This window comes from Tenacibaculum profundi (assembly GCF_057162725.1).
Genome location: NZ_CM169894.1, coordinates 986,841 through 1,007,498 on the forward strand (window position 1 = coordinate 986,841; position 20,658 = coordinate 1,007,498).

A 20,658-nucleotide genomic window follows, 5' to 3' on the forward strand; every position below is an offset into this window, starting at 1 on the left:
TAAGTAATTACACGAGTGTATTAAGAATCTTAATGCAAACCTTTAGAAAAGAAATAACATAAATATTTAGAAAGGATTTGGTCTTCGATAATAAAAATAGAAAAACATATTATCAAAAGAAGTTTAAACTTCACTTAAAACCTGCTAAAATTATGTATTACGCTTATAATTATCAGTATAAAATACACTTTATACTAACGAATATTCACACTAACATAGATTAAGTAATACGACGCTAAATTTCATTTTTTGACATTAATTCAAAACCATTCTTTTTTTTCTATCAAAACTTTAACTAGTAAAAACACCGATATAACATTCAGTATTTCCCCTAAGTTATTTTTAAATTATTTTTATTTAAATTTATACTTTATTTAGATTCTGCGTATTGACCAAACTTTCTACTATCTATAGCCCACAACTTCATGAAAGAAGTTAATGCGCAGTTTTAATAATAGCCTCCTCTTTATTAATAAATTAAATCCATTAAAAAACATTTATTGTAATATTTAATTGAATAATTTTTACAACATTTCTTCCTTTTAAACTTATTCAAAAACTAAAAAAGCATCTTTCTTTCGAGAAGATACTTTTCTATTTTAGTTTAACTTATTGCTCTAAATTTGTTTCTACTACTTTCTTAAATAACTTAATACTGATTTATAATATGAATCAGCCACTTTTTTCAAATACTTAGAGGTTCTTTTTTTATTTTTTCTGTCAGGATTATGTAAATTTAAAGATCTTGAAACCTTTTTATTATCTTGATAAAGCGGTTCTCCATAAAGTATAGGAGAATTTACCAATCGTGTCATGGCTAAATTTCTTGAAAAAACACCTTTTTCTTCAGTTACAACACAAAATTTACTTAAGTAATCAGCATCATTAGCAGTTGCTATTGGAATACACGACATCTTGCGAAAAAAAGTGATAAACTCTTTTGATAATTGAATTGATTTTTTAATGTTATCTGTTGCCAATAGTTTCAAAAAATTGAGTTGATCTATCGGTTTTTTTAACTCGTTTGTCAAAAAAGAACCAGGGACAAAAGTCATCATAAAATTTTTATTAGTACTCTTTTTCCAGTCTTTATTCTTTTCATCTACATTGTAGTGTATTGCAATTGTCAAATCTGGATCAAATTCATTAATCATTTCTGCTCTCTTACGCAATTCGAATTTAGCATATAAGTATTTAAAAATTTGCTGATCTGTAGCCTCATTTTTAAACCATTCTGCTTGATTATCGTTAAGCTCACCTAGCTCAAGTTGCTCTTTTAAAGTTAGTTCAAACTTTTCTTTTTTCCATTTATCAAAACCTAAATTCCAAATATCAGGCTTTTTGTCTGATCTTGTTAAAAAAACATCAAACCCTTCTTTCAATAATTTATCTTTAAGAATTAGTGCTGTCCTCAAAGCTAAATCAGACTCATAAAACTTTATTTTACCGTTATCAAATTCAATATACTTTTCTTCATATTTAGCCTCCATAAAATTGGTCGCTAAATGTCCGGGGCTAATTGCTATTTTAATTCGTTTTCTTGAAATACTTTTATTAATGTTATTTTTTCCTAAGGAAACATATTTCTTATTTCTTATGAATGCGTTATAGACCGAATCATAAGGTTGATTTTCAATATCTTTTTTTAAATTCTTTAAATCTTTCCAAGAAATAAAATAATCAAAATTATTTTCTTGTTTATTTACAGAATCTTTAAAAAAGAATACCCCTTCTACTTTAAATTCAAGCTGATGATAATGATCTAAAGAATCTTTTAAAAGATATTTCTTCGCTTTTTTTAAATAAAATTCCCTAGATAATATTTCATCACTTGTGTTTTGCGCGTAAGCTTGTATTCCTATCAAACAAAAAATAATAATTTGTTTAATCCAATTTAGGTGTGTATTCATAATTCTTAGTCCAATATAATTTTCTTTGTTAACGGACAAAAGTAAGTAAACACCTTTCTATTTTTACTAATAAAAATAGAATACTTTTAGTTTAACGAATAGTCTTATTTCGATGCATAAATATTCTTAAATATTAAAGGATGCTATTACAATAATACCTCTTTACAAGTAAGAAGATTTAGACATTTTTTATTATTCTGAGAATTTTCTCTGGATCTAATCTTTCTGTGTAATCTTCAGGTATAAAACTATATACAACTTCTTTTTGTTTATTTATTATATAAGTAGCTGGCATTGGTAATTCATAGTCTTTATTTCCATTATGCATATCAACATATATATCGAACGAATGGTATAATTTTCTTAAATCTTCGGGCATTTGAAAAACCAACCCTAATAATTTAGCATATTTATTATCTACATCGCTTAAAACAGTAAATGACAATTCATTTTTTTCTGTCGTCGTTAAAGAGTTATCTGGTTTTTCAGGAGAAATAGCAATCAACTCAGTATTGTGCTTTTTTAATTCAGGTAGTATACTTTGGAGAGCTTTTAATTCCATATTACAGTATGGGCACCACCCTCCCCTATAAAAAGAAATCACTAAATACTCATATTTGAAATCACTAATTTTAACACATTTATTATTTATGTTAACAAGATTAAAGTCTGGAAATAAATCCCCTTTTTTGACAGCATTTTCACTTAGTTTAGCTTCTTTCAAAGAATTGGTGCTTTTTTCCATAATCTCCCATTTTTCATTGGAAATATTTTGTATTGTAGCCTGTTTTTTTTGTGCTAGTTTATCTGATAATTTCATATTATGAATAAATTAAATTATGAATACAAATATGAAATACTATTCATTTATAAAAAATGAAATAAAAAATGAAAAGATGGAATATATTCTTTTTTTAAAACTATTTATTTTGTGCGTTTTCTATATTGAGTCGGTGTCAAATCTGTACTTTTTTTAAAATATTTAATAAAATAATAAGGATCATTAAACCCCAAATAATAAGCAATCATTTTACTTGAGTCGTCTGTATTTAACAGTTTATATTTTGCTTTTTCAATTACTTTTTCTGTAATAAAATGACAGGGGGTTTTATTTTCACTTTTTCTCACCTCTTTGATCAATACTTTTAATGGAATTCCTAATATTTTTGAATAAGCCCCTGCACATAAATTTTGCTGGATATGCTGATCTATTAATTCAGAAAACTGTACTACAATTGATTTTTTTTCATTTCTAGAAAAAAAATCATCAAACAATTCATTCCATAAAATGTGTAAAAAGCTTTTCTTAAGTTTTGTGTTGTCTGATATTTTTAAGATTGAATGAAATAATCTTCTCTTGTTTTCAATATTTTTAATTTTTATAAAATCATGAATATACTCTATCTTCTTTGCTTGCTCTTTTAAATCCGAAAAATCCATTAAAAAATCGCTATCTATTTTTAATATAAAACCATCTACAAAAGGAGAACTTGCTATAATTTCAAAGCCTCTATTAAAAAAAAAGAAACTATTTGAACACATAACTATATTTTCTTTATGATTCTTAATGGTTATACTTCCACTTAAAAGAACACAAACATTTAAAATATCAGGGGTAATAATTGTATTATTTATAATAGGAAAAATCATTTAAATAAATTATTTGGAGTAAAAAAGATTAAGTAGTTTAAAACAGAATAACTATTTATAGACAATTTAATTTCATAAAAACTAATTTTTAATACGCCTATAGAAATATTCTTTTTTAATAATTACTAACTGTCTATATATTTTAGTTGCGAAATATAATTGATAAATACAGATTCTTAGCTTTTTAATTTAAACTTGAAATAGTCATATTCTGTTCTAATTTTCATAACAACGATTATTTATCAAAATATTTATACTTAGATTAAACATAAATATACTGCTGGTAATAAATTTGATCATTAATATTAACTTTAAATTTATTTTTTTACTAATCTAAAACAAAATTGAATATAATTTAAAGTTCTTAATGTTAAAATATGAAACACTTAATTTTTTAATAATTAAATACTGTATTTTTTTTTAAAGAAAAGAATAGTTTTTACAATTGTTTTAAGGAAATAATCTTGCTTAAGATATTATTAAATTAGTCTACTTAGTTTGGCTTTAAATAATACAGTTTTGATACTGAAAATAGATTAATATTTTTTTCTTGCTATAAGTTTAGGAGATTATTTAAATATTAATTTTTAACTATTTTATTTATTTTTTATTTCATTTTTTATAGCTTTGAAAAAGCTAATAGCTTGTCTCAGGGGACTATGCAGACAAGTTAAAGTTGGTATAAATATCACTGCGTGTTAACCAAACTTCTAACTACATTTTGAACAAGTTTAATGCGCAGTTTTTATTTACTCGTTATTCTGATACCGTTTAATAGTCTAGGTAAACTTCCCTTTGCATCATAAAGCATTTTTCTCCCGTTAACTATTCTAGTTAAATAAAAAAAATATATTTTAATTTAAAATTGACTAAAATTAAACACTCAATACTCCCTATTCATGATGTTTTTTATACAATCCGATTTAGGGATATTACCTATTTCATACTTAAATAAATTTTAAGAATTTTGAATAACTTAGAGAACGAACTAAGTTTTTTCTTATTAAATGCATTTTTTCTCGCTCATATTTTGAGCGGGATTTTTTTGAATACATTTTTTAACTATTATAACTAATTTAAGACTGGTTTATTAGTAGTAAAGCATCTAGTTATTTGATTTTTTCACCTACCTACCAACTACACATAACCATCTATTATTAAACAAAATAACAAATTAAAGTTAACTTATATTACTCCAGATTCCCATGTTTTTTCGAAGCCCTGAAATCACTTTATTTAAAATCTCATTTCTTGATTTTGCTAAAGCTGGATCATCATTAATTGTTTCAATAGCCATATGTCTAGCTTTATGAAGTATTTGAGAATCTTTTACAACATCCGCTATTTTTAAATTAAGAACACCACTTTGTTGTGTTCCCATAATATTACCAGGTCCACGCAGCTTTAAATCTACCTCAGCTATTTTAAATCCGTCAGATGTATCCACCATTGTTTTTAGCCTAGTTTTACCATCAGAAGATAATTTGTAGCTTGATAATAAAATACAATAGCTTTGCTCGGCACCTCGTCCCACTCTACCTCGCAACTGATGTAACTGACTTAAACCAAAACGCTCAGAACTTTCTATTACCATTACAGAAGCATTAGGAACATTAACTCCTACCTCAATAACAGTAGTTGCCACCATAATTTGAGTTTCTCCGTTTACGAAACGTTCCATTTCAAAATCTTTATCAACCGCTTTCATTTGTCCATGAACGATACTTATCTGATAATCAGGACTAGGAAATTCTCTTGCTATACTTTCATAGCCATCCATTAAGTCTTTATAGTCCATTGCTTCTGATTCTTGAATTAATGGATATACTACATATACTTGTCTTCCCTTTTTTATTTCATCTTTTAAAAATTTAAATACGCCTAGTCTATGGCTATCATACCTATGAACTGTTTTTATTTCTTTTCTTCCTGGAGGCAATTCATCTATTACTGAAACATCCAAGTCACCGTACACAGACATTGCTAAAGTTCTTGGAATTGGAGTTGCTGTCATCACTAATATGTGTGGAGGTACCAATGCTTTTCCGTCATCTTGTCTACCTTTTTTCCACAAACGAGATCGTTGTTCTACGCCAAATCGATGCTGTTCATCAATAATAGCTATTCCTAAATTATTAAATCGTACTTTATCCTCTAAAATAGCATGAGTACCAATAAGAATATGCAAACTTCCTTCCTCTAAACCTTTATGAATTTCTCTTCTCTTTTTTGTTTTAGTTGATCCTGTTAATAAGTCAACTTTAATACTTGTATTTTCGAGAAGTGTTGCTATTCCATTATAATGTTGTATGGCTAAAATTTCAGTAGGAGCCATTATTGTTGCTTGATATCCGTTATCAATTGCCAGCAGCATTGTAAGTAAAGCGACAATAGTTTTTCCTGAACCTACGTCTCCCTGTAATAATCTATTCATATGTGTTCCAGAGCCAATATCTTTTCTAATTTCCTTTAATACTCTCTTCTGAGCATTGGTTAAACTAAATGGTAAATGATTCTCGTAAAAATCCTTAAACTCATTACCAACTTCACCAAAAACAAACCCTTTTAATTTTGATTTCCGAATAAGCTTTTTTTGAAGTAATTGCAATTGAATAAAAAATAATTCCTCAAACTTCAAACGATATTGAGCTTTAGCTAGTAATTCTTGACTTTTAGGAAAGTGAATATTGAGAAGAGATTCCTTTTTTGCAATTAACTGATGTTCCTCTATTAAGTATTGAGGTAAACTCTCTTCAATAGTATTAAAAAACTGCTGAAAAAGATTCATTATTATTCCTCTAACAACTTTATTCGTAATCCCTTTATTAGTTAACTTTTCAGTTGAAGGATATACCGGTTGCATAGCCATTTGCACCTTATTTTTATATGCCTGTACTGTTTCCATCTCTGGATGAGGCATGCTCGCTTTTCCATTATACCAATTTAACTTTCCATAAATAACATACGGAACATTTACTTTTAAATTATCTTGAATCCACTTGGCTCCTTTAAACCAAATTAGCTCTATTGTTCCTGTTGCATCTGAAAAAACAGCTACCAACCTACTTCCTCGTTTTTGCTTAACCGTTTTAATTCCTGTAATTTTCCCTACTACCTGAACTTCTGAAGTGTTCTGCTGCAATTGATTAATTGTATAAAACTGCGTTTTATCTACGTAACGAAATGGAAAAAAATGTAATAAATCTCTGCACGATTTTATGCCCAATTCCGAATATAGTAATTCAGCTCTGGCCACACTTACTCCCTTTATGTAGGTAACTGGACTATTTAAGTTCATTTTAAGTTATATTCTATACTACTGTTTGTTAATTTATGGACTTCTTATCTAGCAAACATCCTTTTCAAATATAAATGTTTGTTTCATTATAATTTAAATTAAGATAAATAATCAACTCATCTCGCTAAAAAAATATTGGTCTGGGTAGGAGGTTTAGCTTTTTTGAAGAATTCAAAGTTAAGAGTATTAAAAAAATCTTGTTTATTTAAATCTTCAACATAAAATTATTAAAATTACTTATTAGTTAGTGATAAGTACTTTACTCTACTTTTTCTACTTCAATGAAGTCAGGTCCTCCATCAATTGGATATCCGTCAATCTTATACCCTACAACAGTTACATTTTGATTGATATAGTTATCTAAATTTACAGCATTGCTTCTTAAAGCATATCCGGATATAACATGCGTTCCATATTGATAAGTAGTTATAACCTGCTTTTGAATTATTCCTTTAATTTCAAAACTATCTGACTTACTGTTTTCTTTGTCGCATGAAACTGCAAAAAAACAAATAATTATAACAACAAATAGAGATTTGAATAATTTCATAGTTTTCTGTTTTTGCACCCCAATCATTATCATTGTACCTAATACTCTGTTTATGATTAGTCTTGCAGATTAAACAATAAAGTTAGTAAATAAATCATAGATCGGAAATATGGTCTAATTTCAGCAAATAAGAGTAGTTTTATTTGAAAGTTTATTTAGTAATTATGTAAAGAAAGAATATAAGAATTCTCAATAAAGCTTGAGCACGCCAGTGGATTATGTCTCAAAATGAATATGGTATTTATTGAAAGTAGACTTACAATTAGCCCCCTAACAAAAAATAAATTAGCAATCTTTTTAAAATTAAATATGGTTTTTTATATCTTACATAGATTCAAGCATATCAAATTACGCTGTAATTGAATTATAAATTATTGCCAATTGTGTTATTGATAATTAACTTTGACTTCCTTTGATTCTTCATAAAACTGTAAAAAAATTCTAGTTCTTAGAAGTATTTTAGTTCCTAAAATATATGTTTTCTCCCATAAATTCAATTTTTGAATAATAGGTAAAACATCTTTTTCAAAATCTATTTTAAATTTTCTGCTTTTAATATTTTTATACTTAGCTAAATTAAAAATAGAATCAATCATCTATGTATCTTAAACCATCATGAGCTACTGAGAAGTTAAGATTGAAATTGGAACGCTACTGCTTTTGAATTGTAACTTTTTTTGTAGTACTGTGTAATATCAAAAGTACAGTATAGGTCAAAATTACATTTTCTTCAAAAACTATAATCAACTAATTTTAATTCAATTACTGGTTTCGGTATATCGCAAGAACAAACATTTACTTTAAAAAGTGAGTGCGTTAAAACCATAAAAATATGTTTTTTTTCATACTGCTAGCAATATTTTATTTATGGTATATTGCAAATTTTCATCAGATGTAATTAAAGATTATTAGGTTGATTTTTAAAAATTCACTTTCCAAAGTAATTATTAATTACACTTGGTTTTAGACAACGGTTAAAATTATTAAACACAGCTCTTTTTTCTTTTTTATAAATACCATTTCTACCCAAAAAACAAAAACGCACTTATAAAAAGACTATAAATATTTGAAAAATTGAATTATCGGTAAGCAGATTAATCGCATATTTTCCTTTTTTTTCACTTTGGGTCGGATCATAGATCCTTTAAAAGTAAGACATGATAAACGGCTAAAATCAACTATCTTTGCAAATTAAATTAACTCGATGAGATTACATAGAAACTTAGTTTTCGCGGTTATTGACAGTTTACGCGATATTTTTAATGAACATGTTTATGCTGATAAAGCGGTAGAGTTGGCTTTAAAAAGAGATAAACGATGGGGAGCTAGAGATAGAAAGTTTGTAGCAGAAACGATCTATGATATTGTTCGTTGGAAACGTTTATATGCTGAAATAGCTAATGTAAAAGAGCCGTTTTCTAGGCCTGATTTATGGCGTATGTTTGCTGTTTGGTGTGTGTTGCGAGGTATACAGTTGCCAGATTGGAATCAAATAGAACCTACCCCTAATAGAAGAATCAAAGGTCGATTTGATGAGCTATCTAAAATTAGGAAATATCGTGAATCAATTCCTGATTGGATTGACGAAATCGGATTACAGGAATTAGGAGAAGATGTTTGGACGAAAGAGATTTCCGCTCTAAACAAACAAGCAGAAGTTATTTTAAGAACCAATACTCTTAATATTACCAAAGATAAACTTCAAAAGGTTCTAGCAACTGAAAATATCAATGCCGTTTCTATTAAAGGGTATGATGATGCTTTAAAATTAAAAGAACGTGCCAATGTTTTTAAAACGGAGGCTTTCAAAAAAGGATATTTCGAAGTTCAAGATGCTTCGTCTCAGCTAGTAGCAACCTACCTAGATGTTCAACCAGGTATGAAAGTTATTGATACTTGTGCTGGTGCTGGTGGAAAAACATTACATCTAGCTTCTTTAATGCAAAACAAGGGGCAAATTATAGCTATGGATATTTATGAGAGTAAGCTGAAAAAACTAAAAGTGCGTGCAAGAAGAAACGGTGTACATAATATAGATACAAAAGTCATTGATTCAACTAAGGTAATTAAGAAACTTTATGGCAAGGCTGACAGGGTGTTAATTGATGCTCCATGTTCAGGATTAGGTGTTATCCGAAGAAATCCTGATAGTAAATGGAAACTTGAACCTTCTTTTTTAGATCGTATTAGAGGTATACAACAAGAGGTATTAGTTAGCTATTCAAAAATGGTAAAGCAAGGAGGTAAACTTGTATATGCTACATGCTCTGTATTACCATCAGAAAACCAGCAACAAATTGAATTATTTTTAGCTTCAGATGAAGGAAAAGACTTTTCTTTTATTAGTGATAAAAAGGTTTTATCACACTTATCTGGATATGATGGATTTTATATGGCTTTACTTGAAAAAAACTAATGTTATATAGTTCTGTTTTTTTAAAGACACATCGTTATACAGTACAGTCTTAACTTTAAAATATCAAAAAGGCTTAAAAGAGTATTACTTTTAAGCCTTTTTTATCAACTACTAAAAACTATATAATTACTAACCTTTCATGTTAAGTAATCAATTTGTAAACGATTTAATTCTAATCTTGTTACAGTTTTTAATTTGTTTTTCACATCTATAACAACTATTTAAGTTTTTTTTATTGCTTATGTTAAAATAAAAATATTCTATTTAACATATGCTAAATAGAATATTTTTATAATATAAACTCAGGTTATTATTTAGTTTTTACAAATTTACCTGTATATTTCTGTTTATTGTAGTAAACAACACACACGTATGGTCCCTTTTTTAAAGAGCTAACATTACAGTTTATATTGTTATTATCAGCTTCAAAATTGAATTCAACAGGATTTCCTGCAGGATCATAAATATAAACCTCAGCATCTTGAACTTCAAGTCTAGACCTAGTACTAACATTCAAAACATTTAATAACGTTAATTGATTGGTTACAGGATTCTCCAAAATTGTCAATTTCTTCCCTGACACTAAAGATGATGAACATTGCTCTACTTTTGTCCAAGCATGCTGCCAATGCATTCCAACTCCTGGTTCATAAGCCCATGCAGATGATGACGAACACCACCCTGCTATTTTACAGTTATACTTTGTTCCTTTATTCTGAACTTCTTCTTTATTTCTATAAGTAGTACCTGCTACGTATTTAGTAATTCCAATACAATCATTTACTGTTGAATTAGATTTTACTACTACTTTCACATTCTTAGAAACCGTTGAAGCTCCTTTATTATCAGTAGCTTTAACTGTTAAAGAATACTCCCCTTCTAAAACGTTTACAAGATCATATGTGTAAGGCTCAGAGGCATCTTCTCCCAATTTATTTGTCCCGTTAAAAAATTCTACATTTACAACATTCCCATCAGTATCTGAGGCACTAGCTTTTATAGATATTGTTACTCCTTTAATTAAGTCTGTTCCTGCAATTGGTGAGTCTATTTGTACTTTTGGAGGCTTGTTTGTAGTATTAGCTCCACCTCCATCACATGGTCCTATTTTTTCCCAAACTTGCCACTGTCCAGAATTATTCGCTGGATTTTGATTTCTTGACCACCATTTACTTCTATAATGGATGTTATTATGCTTGACATCTGATTTTGCGGAGTATGGAACTTGAGATGACCACTCTGGATATTGGCTACATGAATCTGTTATATCTTTAACAACCTCTACTTCAACTGTTTTTGATGTAGTTGTTGCCCCTTCATTATCGGTTGCTTTTACTGTTAAAGTATAGTTTCCTACATTCAAATCGCTAACTGTAAATTTGTAAGGTAATTGCGTTACTTCACCTAATTTCTTACCATCCCGAAAAAACTCTACTTTTTCAATACTTCCATCAACATCTGATGCTTTGGCTTCAATTACCATTGTTGATCCTTCAACAAATGAATCTCCGCCATTTGGAGTTATTATTGATACCTCAGGTGCTGTATTTTGCCCCTCATCTTTAACTGTTACTTTTACTACCTTAGAAACAGTTGATAATCCTTTATTATCTGTCGCCTTTGCTGTTAAATTATAGTTTCCTGACTTTGCATTTGAAATAGTATATGAATATGGCTTACTAGTGTCTTCGCCCAACTTATTTTGACCGTTAAAAAACTCTACCTTTGCTATGGTTCCATCTCTATCGGATGCATTTACTTTAATTTCAATTTTCTTACCTGTTTCAAAAGTTGTATTATTTATGGGCTCTGTAATATTTACAGTTGGAGCCATATTACCTCCTCCGTTACCGTTTGCAAAAACCTCGTTTATTTTATTAACTAATGGAGATTTTACATTGGACCATTTTTTCAGTTTACTTCCGTATGATGTAACAGAACCTCCAAATTCTAGATCTCCGTATACTGTCCAGACAATTGTTCCTCCTAATGAATTATCATTAATGAATTGAGCTTTAATACCGATTGATTCTTCATCATCATAACTTAAAAAGAAATTGCCTTTTACTAAATAAGGTACTTTTGCTTCATCATCCCACTTTCTTGTCCATCCACTATTGGGCGTTAACGCTTTTTGTTTGATAAAAAAGTAATTCGGAGTTCCATCATACACCTCTTTCTTCCAATTTGTATAATCTGCTGATGTTGATATAGGCCCGTCTGGTTGAACTGTTTCTGAGCGTTTTACTGTTTTAGAATTTAACATTGCAGTTCCTTCCGTCACCACTCCTCTTCCGTAGAAAGGAGCTCCAAAACAAATTTTACTATTTGGAACCCCTAACTCGTTTAACTTTTTTAAGGTTGATTGCCAATTAAAAAATGGAACTTCTGCATCGGTATAACTATAAACAGGTGCATTGTGACCCGCTTTATTTGACCATCCTCCATTAAAATCGTAAGTCATCATGTTGAAATAGTCCATTGATTTTGATAGGCGATTCCAATTGAACCCTTCTAACTTTCTTGGATCAGCTGACATTGCCGAAGTTATTAGTTTATCTGGACCTATTGCGCTTCTAATATCATCAACAAGATTAACAAAATTCTGAAAATCAGCTTCTGTACCAGTAAAATTCATTCCAGAATAAGGTCCTGGGTATTCCCAATCAAGATCGATACCGTCAAAACCAGTCGCTATTAATTTTTTACAATCTTCAATGAATTTTTCTTTTTTAACAGGATCAGCAGCCATTTCTGGAAAATGTTTACACATACTCCATCCACCTATTGAAGCCATTACTTTAACTCCATTTTTATGTGCTAATTCCAGTAAACCTGGTGCACCAGTTTCTTTATGAAGAGGCAAAGGTAAGTTTCCAGATAATCCCCAAGTAGGTTGTTTCCATGATCTCCCATTAACCTCTACTTCAAACCCCTGTGCTTCGGCTCTTTTTTTAGCATCTTCGTTTATGTATTGCAAGGGCTCAATTTCTCCAAATAAAATATGAAGATCCCAACTACTATAAATATCTGTAAAAAAGATATCATTTGGTTCTTGAGAAACTCCTTTTTTATGGATGTTTTTGTTTCTATGATCTCCACTATGTAAGGATCCATCTTTTGCTACTCCAAAAAAAGAATAATTTAAAATTGTGTATTTCGAATAATCAATATTCAAATGAGTAAGAGCACCAGCTCCAGGCACACCTGCTTTATTATTTTTCCAAGCATCCCAATTTGTAATGTAACCAATAATTTGTTTCTGATGGTTAGCTTTAGTAGCATTTCCACCAGTATTCACCTGCGCATATGAACAGGTTATTAAGAAAAGAAGTGCAAAAAACACTTTTTTTCGTGTTTGTGATAAGGGTTTCATAATATATAATTAAATTTCTTGAAAATTCTTAATTATAAAATAACCTTTAAAAAAAAATCGACAAACAACACTATATAAACAACTTAAAACAAATTGAAAAGAATAAAATATCTACAAAAATAAATAAATCACTTTCTAAAGTAAGAGAATAAATCATCTTTAATCTTTGGTAATTCATACTTTTTGATGACTGCTACAGTTCGGATTATCATAATAACAAGGGCAGATATAATAAACTGAATATCATCATTTATATGAATTGTATCAAGCAAAAGATATATCAGCCCTCCTGATAAGCAAGCCGAAGCATAAATTTCCTTTTTAAAAATTAATGGAATTTTTCTTGTAAGCACATCTCTTATAACACCTCCAAAAACAGCTGAAACCATTCCCATCACAAGTGCTAAAAATGGATGTAAATTATGAGCTAATCCTTTTTCTAATCCTAATAAAGTAAAAACGCTAATTCCAATTGTATCAAATAAAAACATTGTTTTACGTAACGGTGAAATCTTTGATTTAAATAAAAACGTAAATATAACTGCTGAAAAGATAATCCAAATGTAATTTATATCTCCAATCCAATTTATAGGATGAGCATTTATCAGAACATCTCTTAACATACCACCTCCCACTGCAGTTACAAAAGCTATAATAATTACTCCAAAGACGTCAAACTCCTTTTTTATTGCAACCAGAGCTCCACTAATAGCAAAAGCGAATGTTCCACAAATGTCAAGGATGTAAATTACATTCATCTTAAATAGAAATTTCAGTAATTTTTATTTTTAGAGACCTTTCTAATTCTAGCAACCGTTCTTTTTCATTTTTAAGAACTAAAACCAAAGAAACCCCTATTTCTCCTGCTCTTGCTGTTCTTCCACTTCTGTGCGTGTAATACTCATTCTTCTCTGGCAACTGATGATGGATAACATAGCTTAAGTTTTTCACATCAATTCCCCTTGCTGCAACGTCTGTTGAAACCAAAACTTGTAGATTTTTATTCTTAAAGGATCTCATCACTTTATCCCTTTCTTTTTGTTGCATATTTCCTTCCAATGCTTCTACTGAAAATCCTTCTTCCCTCAATTCTTTGGCTAACTTTTGTGCGCCTGCTTTGGTTCTAGAAAATATTATCCCTCTACTAAAAGATTTTTTCTCTAAAAATCTCACTATTAATTTAACCTTTTCAGGAATCGTGGTTTCAATAAATTGATGTGTTATATTTTTATTCACATATAAATTCTTATTCACTTCAATTTGTTTAGTAGAAGCAGTCATATATTTCTTAACTATATTTCTAATCTCTGGAGGCATTGTAGCCGAAAATAACCATGTCTTTCTTTTTCCTGAAGTATACTTTAAAACACGATTTAATTCTTCTTTAAAGCCCATGCTTAACATTTCATCTGCTTCATCTAAAATTAAAGTCCCTATATCTTTTAAATTGACACTACCCCTTTCTATTAGATCGATAAGCCTACCTGGAGTGGCTACGACAATATGTGTAGTTCGCTTTAGATTTTTTATCTGACGTTCAATCTTTTCTCCACCATAAACAGCCTCTAAAAATATTTTATCATCTGCATATTTAGTAAACTTAAACAATTGTTTTTTTATTTGTTGAACTAATTCTCGTGTTGGAGACAAAATCAAAGCTTGAATAGTATCCTTTGAAGTATCTATCTTATGTAGCACAGGGATCCCATAAGCAGCTGTTTTTCCTGTCCCTGTTTCTGCCAAACCTATAAAATCAGAGTTATTGCCTAACAAATAAGGTATCGATTCTTTTTGAACCTGAGTTGGCTTTTTAATACCCAATTCATGTAATCCTTTTATGTAATCTTTTCTTACTCCTAGTTCTCTGAATGTCATCATCCCTTTTTATTTAAGTAAACAAAGATATTGCTTATTTTTCTCTCAAAAGTAATTTTGTCACTTCTTCAGTAATTCTTTTCGGTCTTCCTGTTTTGTTATCAACCAAACAGAAAATTGTTTGTGACCTCACAATCAACTTAGAGTTTATACTAATTTCAACATGGCGTACAGACTTCACCCCTTCTGTTTTACCTATCCAAGTTTTAATAATTACAACATCATTTAAAAGTGCCTGTGCTATATAATCTATTTCATGACGAACCACAAACCAAGCATAATCTAGCTCCTCTATTTCTTTTGTAAGCTCTTGCCAATGCTCATTAGCTATATCCTGAATCCATTGAACATATACTACATTATTAACGTGGTTATATTGATCTATCTCACTTTTTTGAACTACTTGAGTTTTTTCATAAACATTCATTTAACAAACTTAAAGAAACGATGTTAATTTATCCTTAAAAACCTTTCACAAAATATGACATATACCTGAATAAGTTGATATTAGCTATTTAATTGATAAAAATTAAATAGTGATCAGTAAATTCGGTGTAGATAAAATTAGCTTGCTAATACTAAGGCAAGCAATCCCTTCCTCTATTGGAATTTTAGCTATGTCACTAAATTTAATTATTGATACTATCTTTGTTGGACGTTGGGTTGATTTATTGGCTATTGGTGCACTTACTACAACATTGCCTATTGTTTTTTTCATCTCTTCTGCAGGGATGGGTATCGGTATTGGTGGAAGTTCTATAATTTCTCGTGCTCTTGGTAATAAAGACAAGTACAAAGTTAATAAAGTTTTTGAGAATCAATTATTTTTAACTTTTTGTATAGCTTTTCTATCTCTTTTCATTGGTGTTTTATTCCCTACTCCTTTACTCAAATTATTTGGGGCTAAAGAAGCTATAGAGGTTTTAGCCAAAGAATACTTCGGCATCGTTATTTATGGGGTGCCTTTCTTTACTTTTGCTATGATGGGAAACCCTATAATTAGGGCACTTGGTAAACCTAAATATGCTATGGCAGTAATCATTTTCCCGGTATTTATAAATATTATTTTAGACATTTTGTTCATTAAAATAGGAAACTTAGGTATGTTCGGTGCTGGATTGGCTACAACATGCTCCTTTTTAGTAAGTGGAATTCTTGTTTTTTACTTCTTTTTATCAAAAAAGCAACAAACAACTATTTATCTGAAAAAAATATCTATCGTTCCTTCCTTAATAAAAGAAATAATGTCCCTTGGTAGTGTTACATTTGTTAGACAAGGTACTATAAGTCTTCTTATTATAATTTTAAACTATAACTTACTAAAATATGGCTCCGCTATTTCAATATCCATATACGGTATAATTAATAGAGTAATGATGTTTGCTTTATTTCCTGTATTAGGTATAACACAAGGTTTTTTACCAGTTGCTGGCTATAATTACGGAGCTAAAGATTTAAAAAGAGTTAAAGAAACTATTCGAATATCATTAATATTTGGAACAGGTATTGCTTTAATTATTTTCATTTTGATTATGTTTTTCAATAATACTTTAATTGGAATATTTACGAACAATAAATGTATGATTAAAGTGACTTCAAAAGCGCTAACAACAACTTTTTTAGCAACACCTCTAATAACAATTCAGTTAATTGGATCAGCTTATTTTCAGGTAATAGGAGAAACCTTAAAAGCGCTATTATTAGCTCTTTTAAAACAAGGCTTCTTCCTTATACCGTTAATTTATATTTTACCAAAATTTTATGGAATCAACGGAATATGGGTCTCTTTTCCAATTGCAGATATTTTATCAACTATAATAACCTTGTTTGTCCTTAAACATGAGATTAAGACTAATCTTTAAAAGCAGTTTAAATAAATTGAATCCTATTTTTAGGATAATCAAATTTTTATATTATAGACTCTCCATTTAAATCGGTAGTTAAAACATCACTCATAAAATCAAAAAAAGGTCTCAATATTCTAAAAGTTTTATCAACTTCTGCAACAAAGTTATCCGATATTACCTCTTCATCTGAGAAATTTCTTATTGCAATAAAAGCCTTTTTTCTTATTAAATCTATTGAAGGATGTTTTTTATCAAATCCTTTTGGAGCTGTTTTCAATTCATCTCCTTCTAATTTCCCTCCAAAATAATTTTTAAACTTTTTATTGTTTAAAATATCTCTAATTTCGGAATCATCTAATTCAAATTCTTTCCTTATTCTTAATAAATCTTCTTTTTCAGGCTTAAAAAAACCACCTGCTGCAAAGCTTTCTCCCGGCCTAATTCTTAAATAATACCCTCCCCTTAAACGAGCTCCTTCTCGTGAAAAAGAGCCCGCAAAATGATGCTTGTATGGTGTTTTGTCCTTACTAAATCTTACATCTCTATAAATACGAAATAGTTTATCTTTTCCAATCTCATCATGTTCTTCTAGCTTTTCTTTAATAGACTCAAATAATTCTTTGGCATTACTTTGAGCTTCAATAAATATTGATTTATTTTCTGAAAACCAATCTCGGTTATTATTCTGTTTTAAGTCTTTCAAAAAAAACAAACTTTCTTTTTTAAATTTCATCAAAAATAAATTTAGATTAAATAAAAAACCCTATTGAAAAATTTCAATAGAGCTTAACATTTTCATTTTGTAACATCATCCTAAACATTAAATCTGAAATGCATTACATCTCCATCAGAAACAACGTATTCCTTACCTTCTACTCTCATTTTCCCTGCCTCTTTCACCTTAGATTCAGAACCAAAAGTAACATAATCATCATAACCAATCACCTCTGCTCTAATAAAACCTTTCTCAAAATCAGTATGGATAACGCCTGCTGCCTGAGGTGCTGTTGCTCCAATATCTATTGTCCAAGCTCTAACCTCTTTCACTCCAGCCGTAAAATAAGTTTGTAAATTAAGTAAATTGTATGCAGATCGTATTAATCTTGAAACTCCTGGCTCTTCAAGTCCTATATCTGACAAAAACATTTGACGTTCTTCGTAATCTTCTAATTCAGTAATATCAGCTTCAGTAGCCACTGCTAAAACAATAATCTCTGCCTCTTCATCATGAATATTTTCTCTAACCTTACTTACGTAATCATTCCCATCTTTCGCTGAACTCTCATCTACATTGCAAACATATAGAACTGGTTTAGATGTAATAAACTGCATTGATTTCACTAGCTCCTCTTCACTTTCTGAAAATTCAAGTGTCCTTACAGATTTTCCCTCTAAAAGTGTTTTTTGAATAGTTTCTAATATTTCTAGTTCCTTCTTAGCTTCTTTGTTACCCGTTTTAGCTGCCCTTTTAACTTTATCTAATCTTTTTTCAACGGTTTCAAGATCCTTTAACTGTAGCTCTATGTCAATAGTCTCTTTATCTCTTATTGGGTCTACTGATCCATCTACATGAACTATATTATCGTTATCAAAGCATCTTAGAACATGTATTATTGCATCTGTCTCTCTGATATTAGCTAAAAATTGATTTCCCAACCCTTCTCCCTTACTTGCACCTCTTACAAGCCCTGCAATATCAACTATTTCAACAGTCGCAGGAATAACTTTTTCCGGAGCTACTAACTCTTCTAATTTTTCTAAACGATTATCCGGTACATTTACAACTCCTAAATTCGGTTCTATTGTACAAAAAGGGAAATTTGCACTTTGTGCTTTAGCATTTGACAGGCAATTAAACAAAGTTGACTTTCCGACATTAGGCAATCCTACAATTCCAGCTTTCATTATATATTGTATTAGTTTAGCGCAACAAATATAGTACAATACTTTTTTTTAAAAGACATACAATTTTAAAACTATTTCACGGTGAGTTTTGCATAGGTTTAAAAAGTTATTTTTTTTTATTACATTTACAAGATACAACCGACCTAGAGAATGAGTGAATTAAGTGATGAAACTTTATGGAGATCCTTAAAAGAGGGAGATTTAAAATCTTTTTCAGTACTATTTAAGAAGTTCTATCCAATGCTTTTTAGTTACGGACTAAAAATATCCAACGATTCTGTTTTAACTGAAGACGCGCTTCAAGATTTTTTCGTTTACATATACGAGCACAAGGAAAATTTAAGTAACTTGGAAACAATAGCTCCTTATCTCTTTTCTTCATTTAGACGATTTATCATTAAACGTTTGAATAAAAATAAAAAATACTCAGTTGTTAGAAACATTGACGCCGACATTGTCGATATTAATTTCACCCAAGAGGAGTTCATGGCCAATCAAGAATCTGTAACTTTTCGTAATAAAAATCTTGCCAATCTTGTTAATAAACTTCCCAAAAGACAAAAAGAAGTTGTCTATCTAAAATTTCACTGTAATCTCAAACCTCAAGAAATATCTGATACTATGGGTATTAACTACCAGAGTGTCGTTAACACATTACATAAAGCTATTAAGAACCTAAGAGAAGAAGTCGCTATCTCTGAATTATTAAATTTATAAGAATGCGAATTTATATATTATTTAAGAGTATATTTGTCAAAATAATATCTTACTTAAGATGGCACCCCCTCATAAGTTTTCGTATGACACAAAAAGAGTACACCAACATTAACGATTTTATAAACGACTGTTCATTCAAAAATTGGGCACTCAATAATCAGCTTTCAGATGTATATTTTTGGGATTTCTGGCTAAAATGCAATCCTAGTAAGAAAGATATAGTCTATGAAGCAAGAGATATAATTATTGGAATCAATTTTAAAAAAGATGTAATTCCAGAAGAAAAAATCGATTTTGAATGGAGTAAACTTGAAAATAGATTAAAGAAAGTGAAGTCTCCAATAAAGAAAAAAAGACCTTTTCTAAATAAAAGGGATAAGTATCTTATATCTGGTATAGCTGCTAGTTTTCTTCTTTTAATCTCCGTAAGTTCATGGTATTTTTATAGTGACTTTATGAAGGTAACACATAAAACATCTTTTGGAGAAGTTTTAGAGTTAAAATTAAGTGATGGAACGTTAGTCACTTTGAATTCAAATTCAACTATTTCTTATAAAAAAAATAATGCTAGGGAAGTTTGGCTAAAGGGAGAAGCTTTCTTTAATGTTAGTAAAAAAAGAGCTTCAAATGCTAAATTTTGGGTAAACACCAAAGATTTAACTGTGGAAGTTTTTGGAACGCAATTCAATGTAAATACACAAAAAAATAAAACAAAAGTTTTTCTTGAAGAAGGTTCTGTTAAACTTAGTCTTAACAATGGTTTATCTAAAAATATGGTTCCTGGTAACTATATAGAATATTCATCTCACTCAAAAAAAATTATAGTTGATGATCATTTAAATTCAGGCTATGATCAAGTAGCCTGGAAGAACGGAAAACTTATTTTTATAAATTCTACTCTGTCGGATGCACTTGAAAAAGTTTCAGAGACCTATGGGGTTAACTTTGATTTTATTGATGAGAAAACTAAAAAAATTCTTATCACAGGAACTGTTCCTACAACAAATCTTGAAATTTGTTTAAACGCAGTAAAAAAAGCTGCAAATATTACCATTAAAGAGGATAATAAAAAACTAATTGTTTACAAAAATTATTAACTTCAAAGTACTTTAAT

Annotated in this window: 16 protein-coding genes; 4 read left to right on the top strand and 12 right to left on the bottom strand. The window is 29.4% G+C overall.

Annotation, left to right across the window (positions count from 1 at the left end):
* Positions 1 to 632 precede the first annotated feature (632 nt).
* The 6 genes from AC2GW8_RS03990 to AC2GW8_RS04015 form a co-directional block, all read right to left on the bottom strand.
* Entirely contained in the window at positions 633 to 1,910 is a 1,278-nt protein-coding gene (locus AC2GW8_RS03990) for an N-acetylmuramoyl-L-alanine amidase (protein WP_440881499.1), read from the bottom strand.
* A 178-nt stretch (positions 1,911 to 2,088) separates the two neighbouring features.
* Complete coding sequence (locus AC2GW8_RS03995; protein WP_440881500.1) at positions 2,089 to 2,730, bottom strand: peroxiredoxin family protein; 642 nt, start codon at positions 2,728 to 2,730, stop codon at positions 2,089 to 2,091.
* A 104-nt stretch (positions 2,731 to 2,834) separates the two neighbouring features.
* Complete coding sequence (locus AC2GW8_RS04000; protein ID WP_440881501.1) at positions 2,835 to 3,560, bottom strand: helix-turn-helix domain-containing protein; 726 nt, start codon at positions 3,558 to 3,560, stop codon at positions 2,835 to 2,837.
* A gap of 1,180 nt (positions 3,561 to 4,740) precedes the next feature.
* On the bottom strand, positions 4,741 to 6,858 hold the full coding sequence (recG, locus tag AC2GW8_RS04005) for an ATP-dependent DNA helicase RecG (protein WP_440881502.1): 2,118 nt from the start codon (positions 6,856 to 6,858) through the stop codon (positions 4,741 to 4,743).
* Between the two features lie 259 nt (positions 6,859 to 7,117).
* Complete coding sequence (locus AC2GW8_RS04010; protein WP_440881503.1) at positions 7,118 to 7,408, bottom strand: hypothetical protein; 291 nt, start codon at positions 7,406 to 7,408, stop codon at positions 7,118 to 7,120.
* A gap of 386 nt (positions 7,409 to 7,794) precedes the next feature.
* Complete coding sequence (locus AC2GW8_RS04015; RefSeq protein ID WP_440881504.1) at positions 7,795 to 8,004, bottom strand: hypothetical protein; 210 nt, start codon at positions 8,002 to 8,004, stop codon at positions 7,795 to 7,797.
* A gap of 608 nt (positions 8,005 to 8,612) precedes the next feature.
* Between AC2GW8_RS04015 and AC2GW8_RS04020 the strand changes: the two genes are divergently transcribed.
* Positions 8,613 to 9,824 carry an RsmB/NOP family class I SAM-dependent RNA methyltransferase gene (locus AC2GW8_RS04020; protein WP_440881505.1) on the top strand — a complete coding sequence of 404 codons (1,212 nt, stop codon included), beginning with the start codon at positions 8,613 to 8,615 and terminating at the stop codon, positions 9,822 to 9,824.
* Positions 9,825 to 10,134: 310 nt separating this feature from the next.
* Here AC2GW8_RS04020 and AC2GW8_RS04025 read toward each other — a convergent pair whose 3' ends face one another.
* The 4 genes from AC2GW8_RS04025 to AC2GW8_RS04040 form a co-directional block, all read right to left on the bottom strand.
* Positions 10,135 to 13,200 (bottom strand): glycosyl hydrolase family 18 protein, encoded by a 3,066-nt coding sequence (locus AC2GW8_RS04025; protein WP_440881506.1) that lies wholly within the window; start codon positions 13,198 to 13,200, stop codon positions 10,135 to 10,137.
* Between the two features lie 128 nt (positions 13,201 to 13,328).
* Positions 13,329 to 13,958 carry a trimeric intracellular cation channel family protein gene (locus AC2GW8_RS04030; RefSeq protein ID WP_440881507.1) on the bottom strand — a complete coding sequence of 210 codons (630 nt, stop codon included), beginning with the start codon at positions 13,956 to 13,958 and terminating at the stop codon, positions 13,329 to 13,331.
* A 1-nt stretch (position 13,959) separates the two neighbouring features.
* Positions 13,960 to 15,078 (bottom strand): DEAD/DEAH box helicase, encoded by a 1,119-nt coding sequence (locus tag AC2GW8_RS04035; protein WP_440881508.1) that lies wholly within the window; start codon positions 15,076 to 15,078, stop codon positions 13,960 to 13,962.
* Between the two features lie 31 nt (positions 15,079 to 15,109).
* Positions 15,110 to 15,502 (bottom strand): acyl-CoA thioesterase, encoded by a 393-nt coding sequence (locus AC2GW8_RS04040; protein WP_440881509.1) that lies wholly within the window; start codon positions 15,500 to 15,502, stop codon positions 15,110 to 15,112.
* Between the two features lie 109 nt (positions 15,503 to 15,611).
* Between AC2GW8_RS04040 and AC2GW8_RS04045 the strand changes: the two genes are divergently transcribed.
* On the top strand, positions 15,612 to 16,937 hold the full coding sequence (locus AC2GW8_RS04045; protein ID WP_440881510.1) for an MATE family efflux transporter: 1,326 nt from the start codon (positions 15,612 to 15,614) through the stop codon (positions 16,935 to 16,937).
* Positions 16,938 to 16,983: 46 nt separating this feature from the next.
* Here the strand turns inward: AC2GW8_RS04045 and AC2GW8_RS04050 are convergent, their stop codons facing one another.
* Positions 16,984 to 17,655 (bottom strand): DUF2461 domain-containing protein, encoded by a 672-nt coding sequence (locus AC2GW8_RS04050; protein WP_440881511.1) that lies wholly within the window; start codon positions 17,653 to 17,655, stop codon positions 16,984 to 16,986.
* Between the two features lie 80 nt (positions 17,656 to 17,735).
* On the bottom strand, positions 17,736 to 18,827 hold the full coding sequence (gene ychF / locus AC2GW8_RS04055; RefSeq protein WP_440881512.1) for a redox-regulated ATPase YchF: 1,092 nt from the start codon (positions 18,825 to 18,827) through the stop codon (positions 17,736 to 17,738).
* Positions 18,828 to 18,977: 150 nt separating this feature from the next.
* Here ychF and AC2GW8_RS04060 point away from each other — a divergent pair, with 150 nt between their 5' ends.
* Positions 18,978 to 19,544, top strand: coding sequence for an RNA polymerase sigma factor (locus tag AC2GW8_RS04060; RefSeq protein ID WP_440881513.1), 567 nt, complete (start codon positions 18,978 to 18,980; stop codon positions 19,542 to 19,544).
* An 83-nt stretch (positions 19,545 to 19,627) separates the two neighbouring features.
* Positions 19,628 to 20,641, top strand: a complete 1,014-nt coding sequence (locus tag AC2GW8_RS04065) for a FecR family protein (protein WP_440881514.1) — start codon at positions 19,628 to 19,630, stop codon at positions 20,639 to 20,641.
* Positions 20,642 to 20,658 lie beyond the last annotated feature (17 nt).

Coding starts and splice junctions, on each gene's coding strand:
- AC2GW8_RS04015 (WP_440881504.1), bottom strand. CDS start 8,004: ATGATTGATTCTATTTTTAATTTAGCTAAGTATAAAAATATTAAAAGC.
- AC2GW8_RS03995 (WP_440881500.1), bottom strand. CDS start 2,730: ATGAAATTATCAGATAAACTAGCACAAAAAAAACAGGCTACAATACAA.
- AC2GW8_RS03990 (WP_440881499.1), bottom strand. CDS start 1,910: ATGAATACACACCTAAATTGGATTAAACAAATTATTATTTTTTGTTTG.
- AC2GW8_RS04060 (WP_440881513.1), top strand. CDS start 18,978: ATGAGTGAATTAAGTGATGAAACTTTATGGAGATCCTTAAAAGAGGGA.
- AC2GW8_RS04030 (WP_440881507.1), bottom strand. CDS start 13,958: ATGAATGTAATTTACATCCTTGACATTTGTGGAACATTCGCTTTTGCT.
- AC2GW8_RS04035 (WP_440881508.1), bottom strand. CDS start 15,078: ATGATGACATTCAGAGAACTAGGAGTAAGAAAAGATTACATAAAAGGA.
- ychF (WP_440881512.1), bottom strand. CDS start 18,827: ATGAAAGCTGGAATTGTAGGATTGCCTAATGTCGGAAAGTCAACTTTG.
- AC2GW8_RS04065 (WP_440881514.1), top strand. CDS start 19,628: ATGACACAAAAAGAGTACACCAACATTAACGATTTTATAAACGACTGT.
- AC2GW8_RS04050 (WP_440881511.1), bottom strand. CDS start 17,655: ATGAAATTTAAAAAAGAAAGTTTGTTTTTTTTGAAAGACTTAAAACAG.
- AC2GW8_RS04020 (WP_440881505.1), top strand. CDS start 8,613: ATGAGATTACATAGAAACTTAGTTTTCGCGGTTATTGACAGTTTACGC.
- AC2GW8_RS04040 (WP_440881509.1), bottom strand. CDS start 15,502: ATGAATGTTTATGAAAAAACTCAAGTAGTTCAAAAAAGTGAGATAGAT.
- AC2GW8_RS04010 (WP_440881503.1), bottom strand. CDS start 7,408: ATGAAATTATTCAAATCTCTATTTGTTGTTATAATTATTTGTTTTTTT.
- recG (WP_440881502.1), bottom strand. CDS start 6,858: ATGAACTTAAATAGTCCAGTTACCTACATAAAGGGAGTAAGTGTGGCC.
- AC2GW8_RS04025 (WP_440881506.1), bottom strand. CDS start 13,200: ATGAAACCCTTATCACAAACACGAAAAAAAGTGTTTTTTGCACTTCTT.
- AC2GW8_RS04000 (WP_440881501.1), bottom strand. CDS start 3,560: ATGATTTTTCCTATTATAAATAATACAATTATTACCCCTGATATTTTA.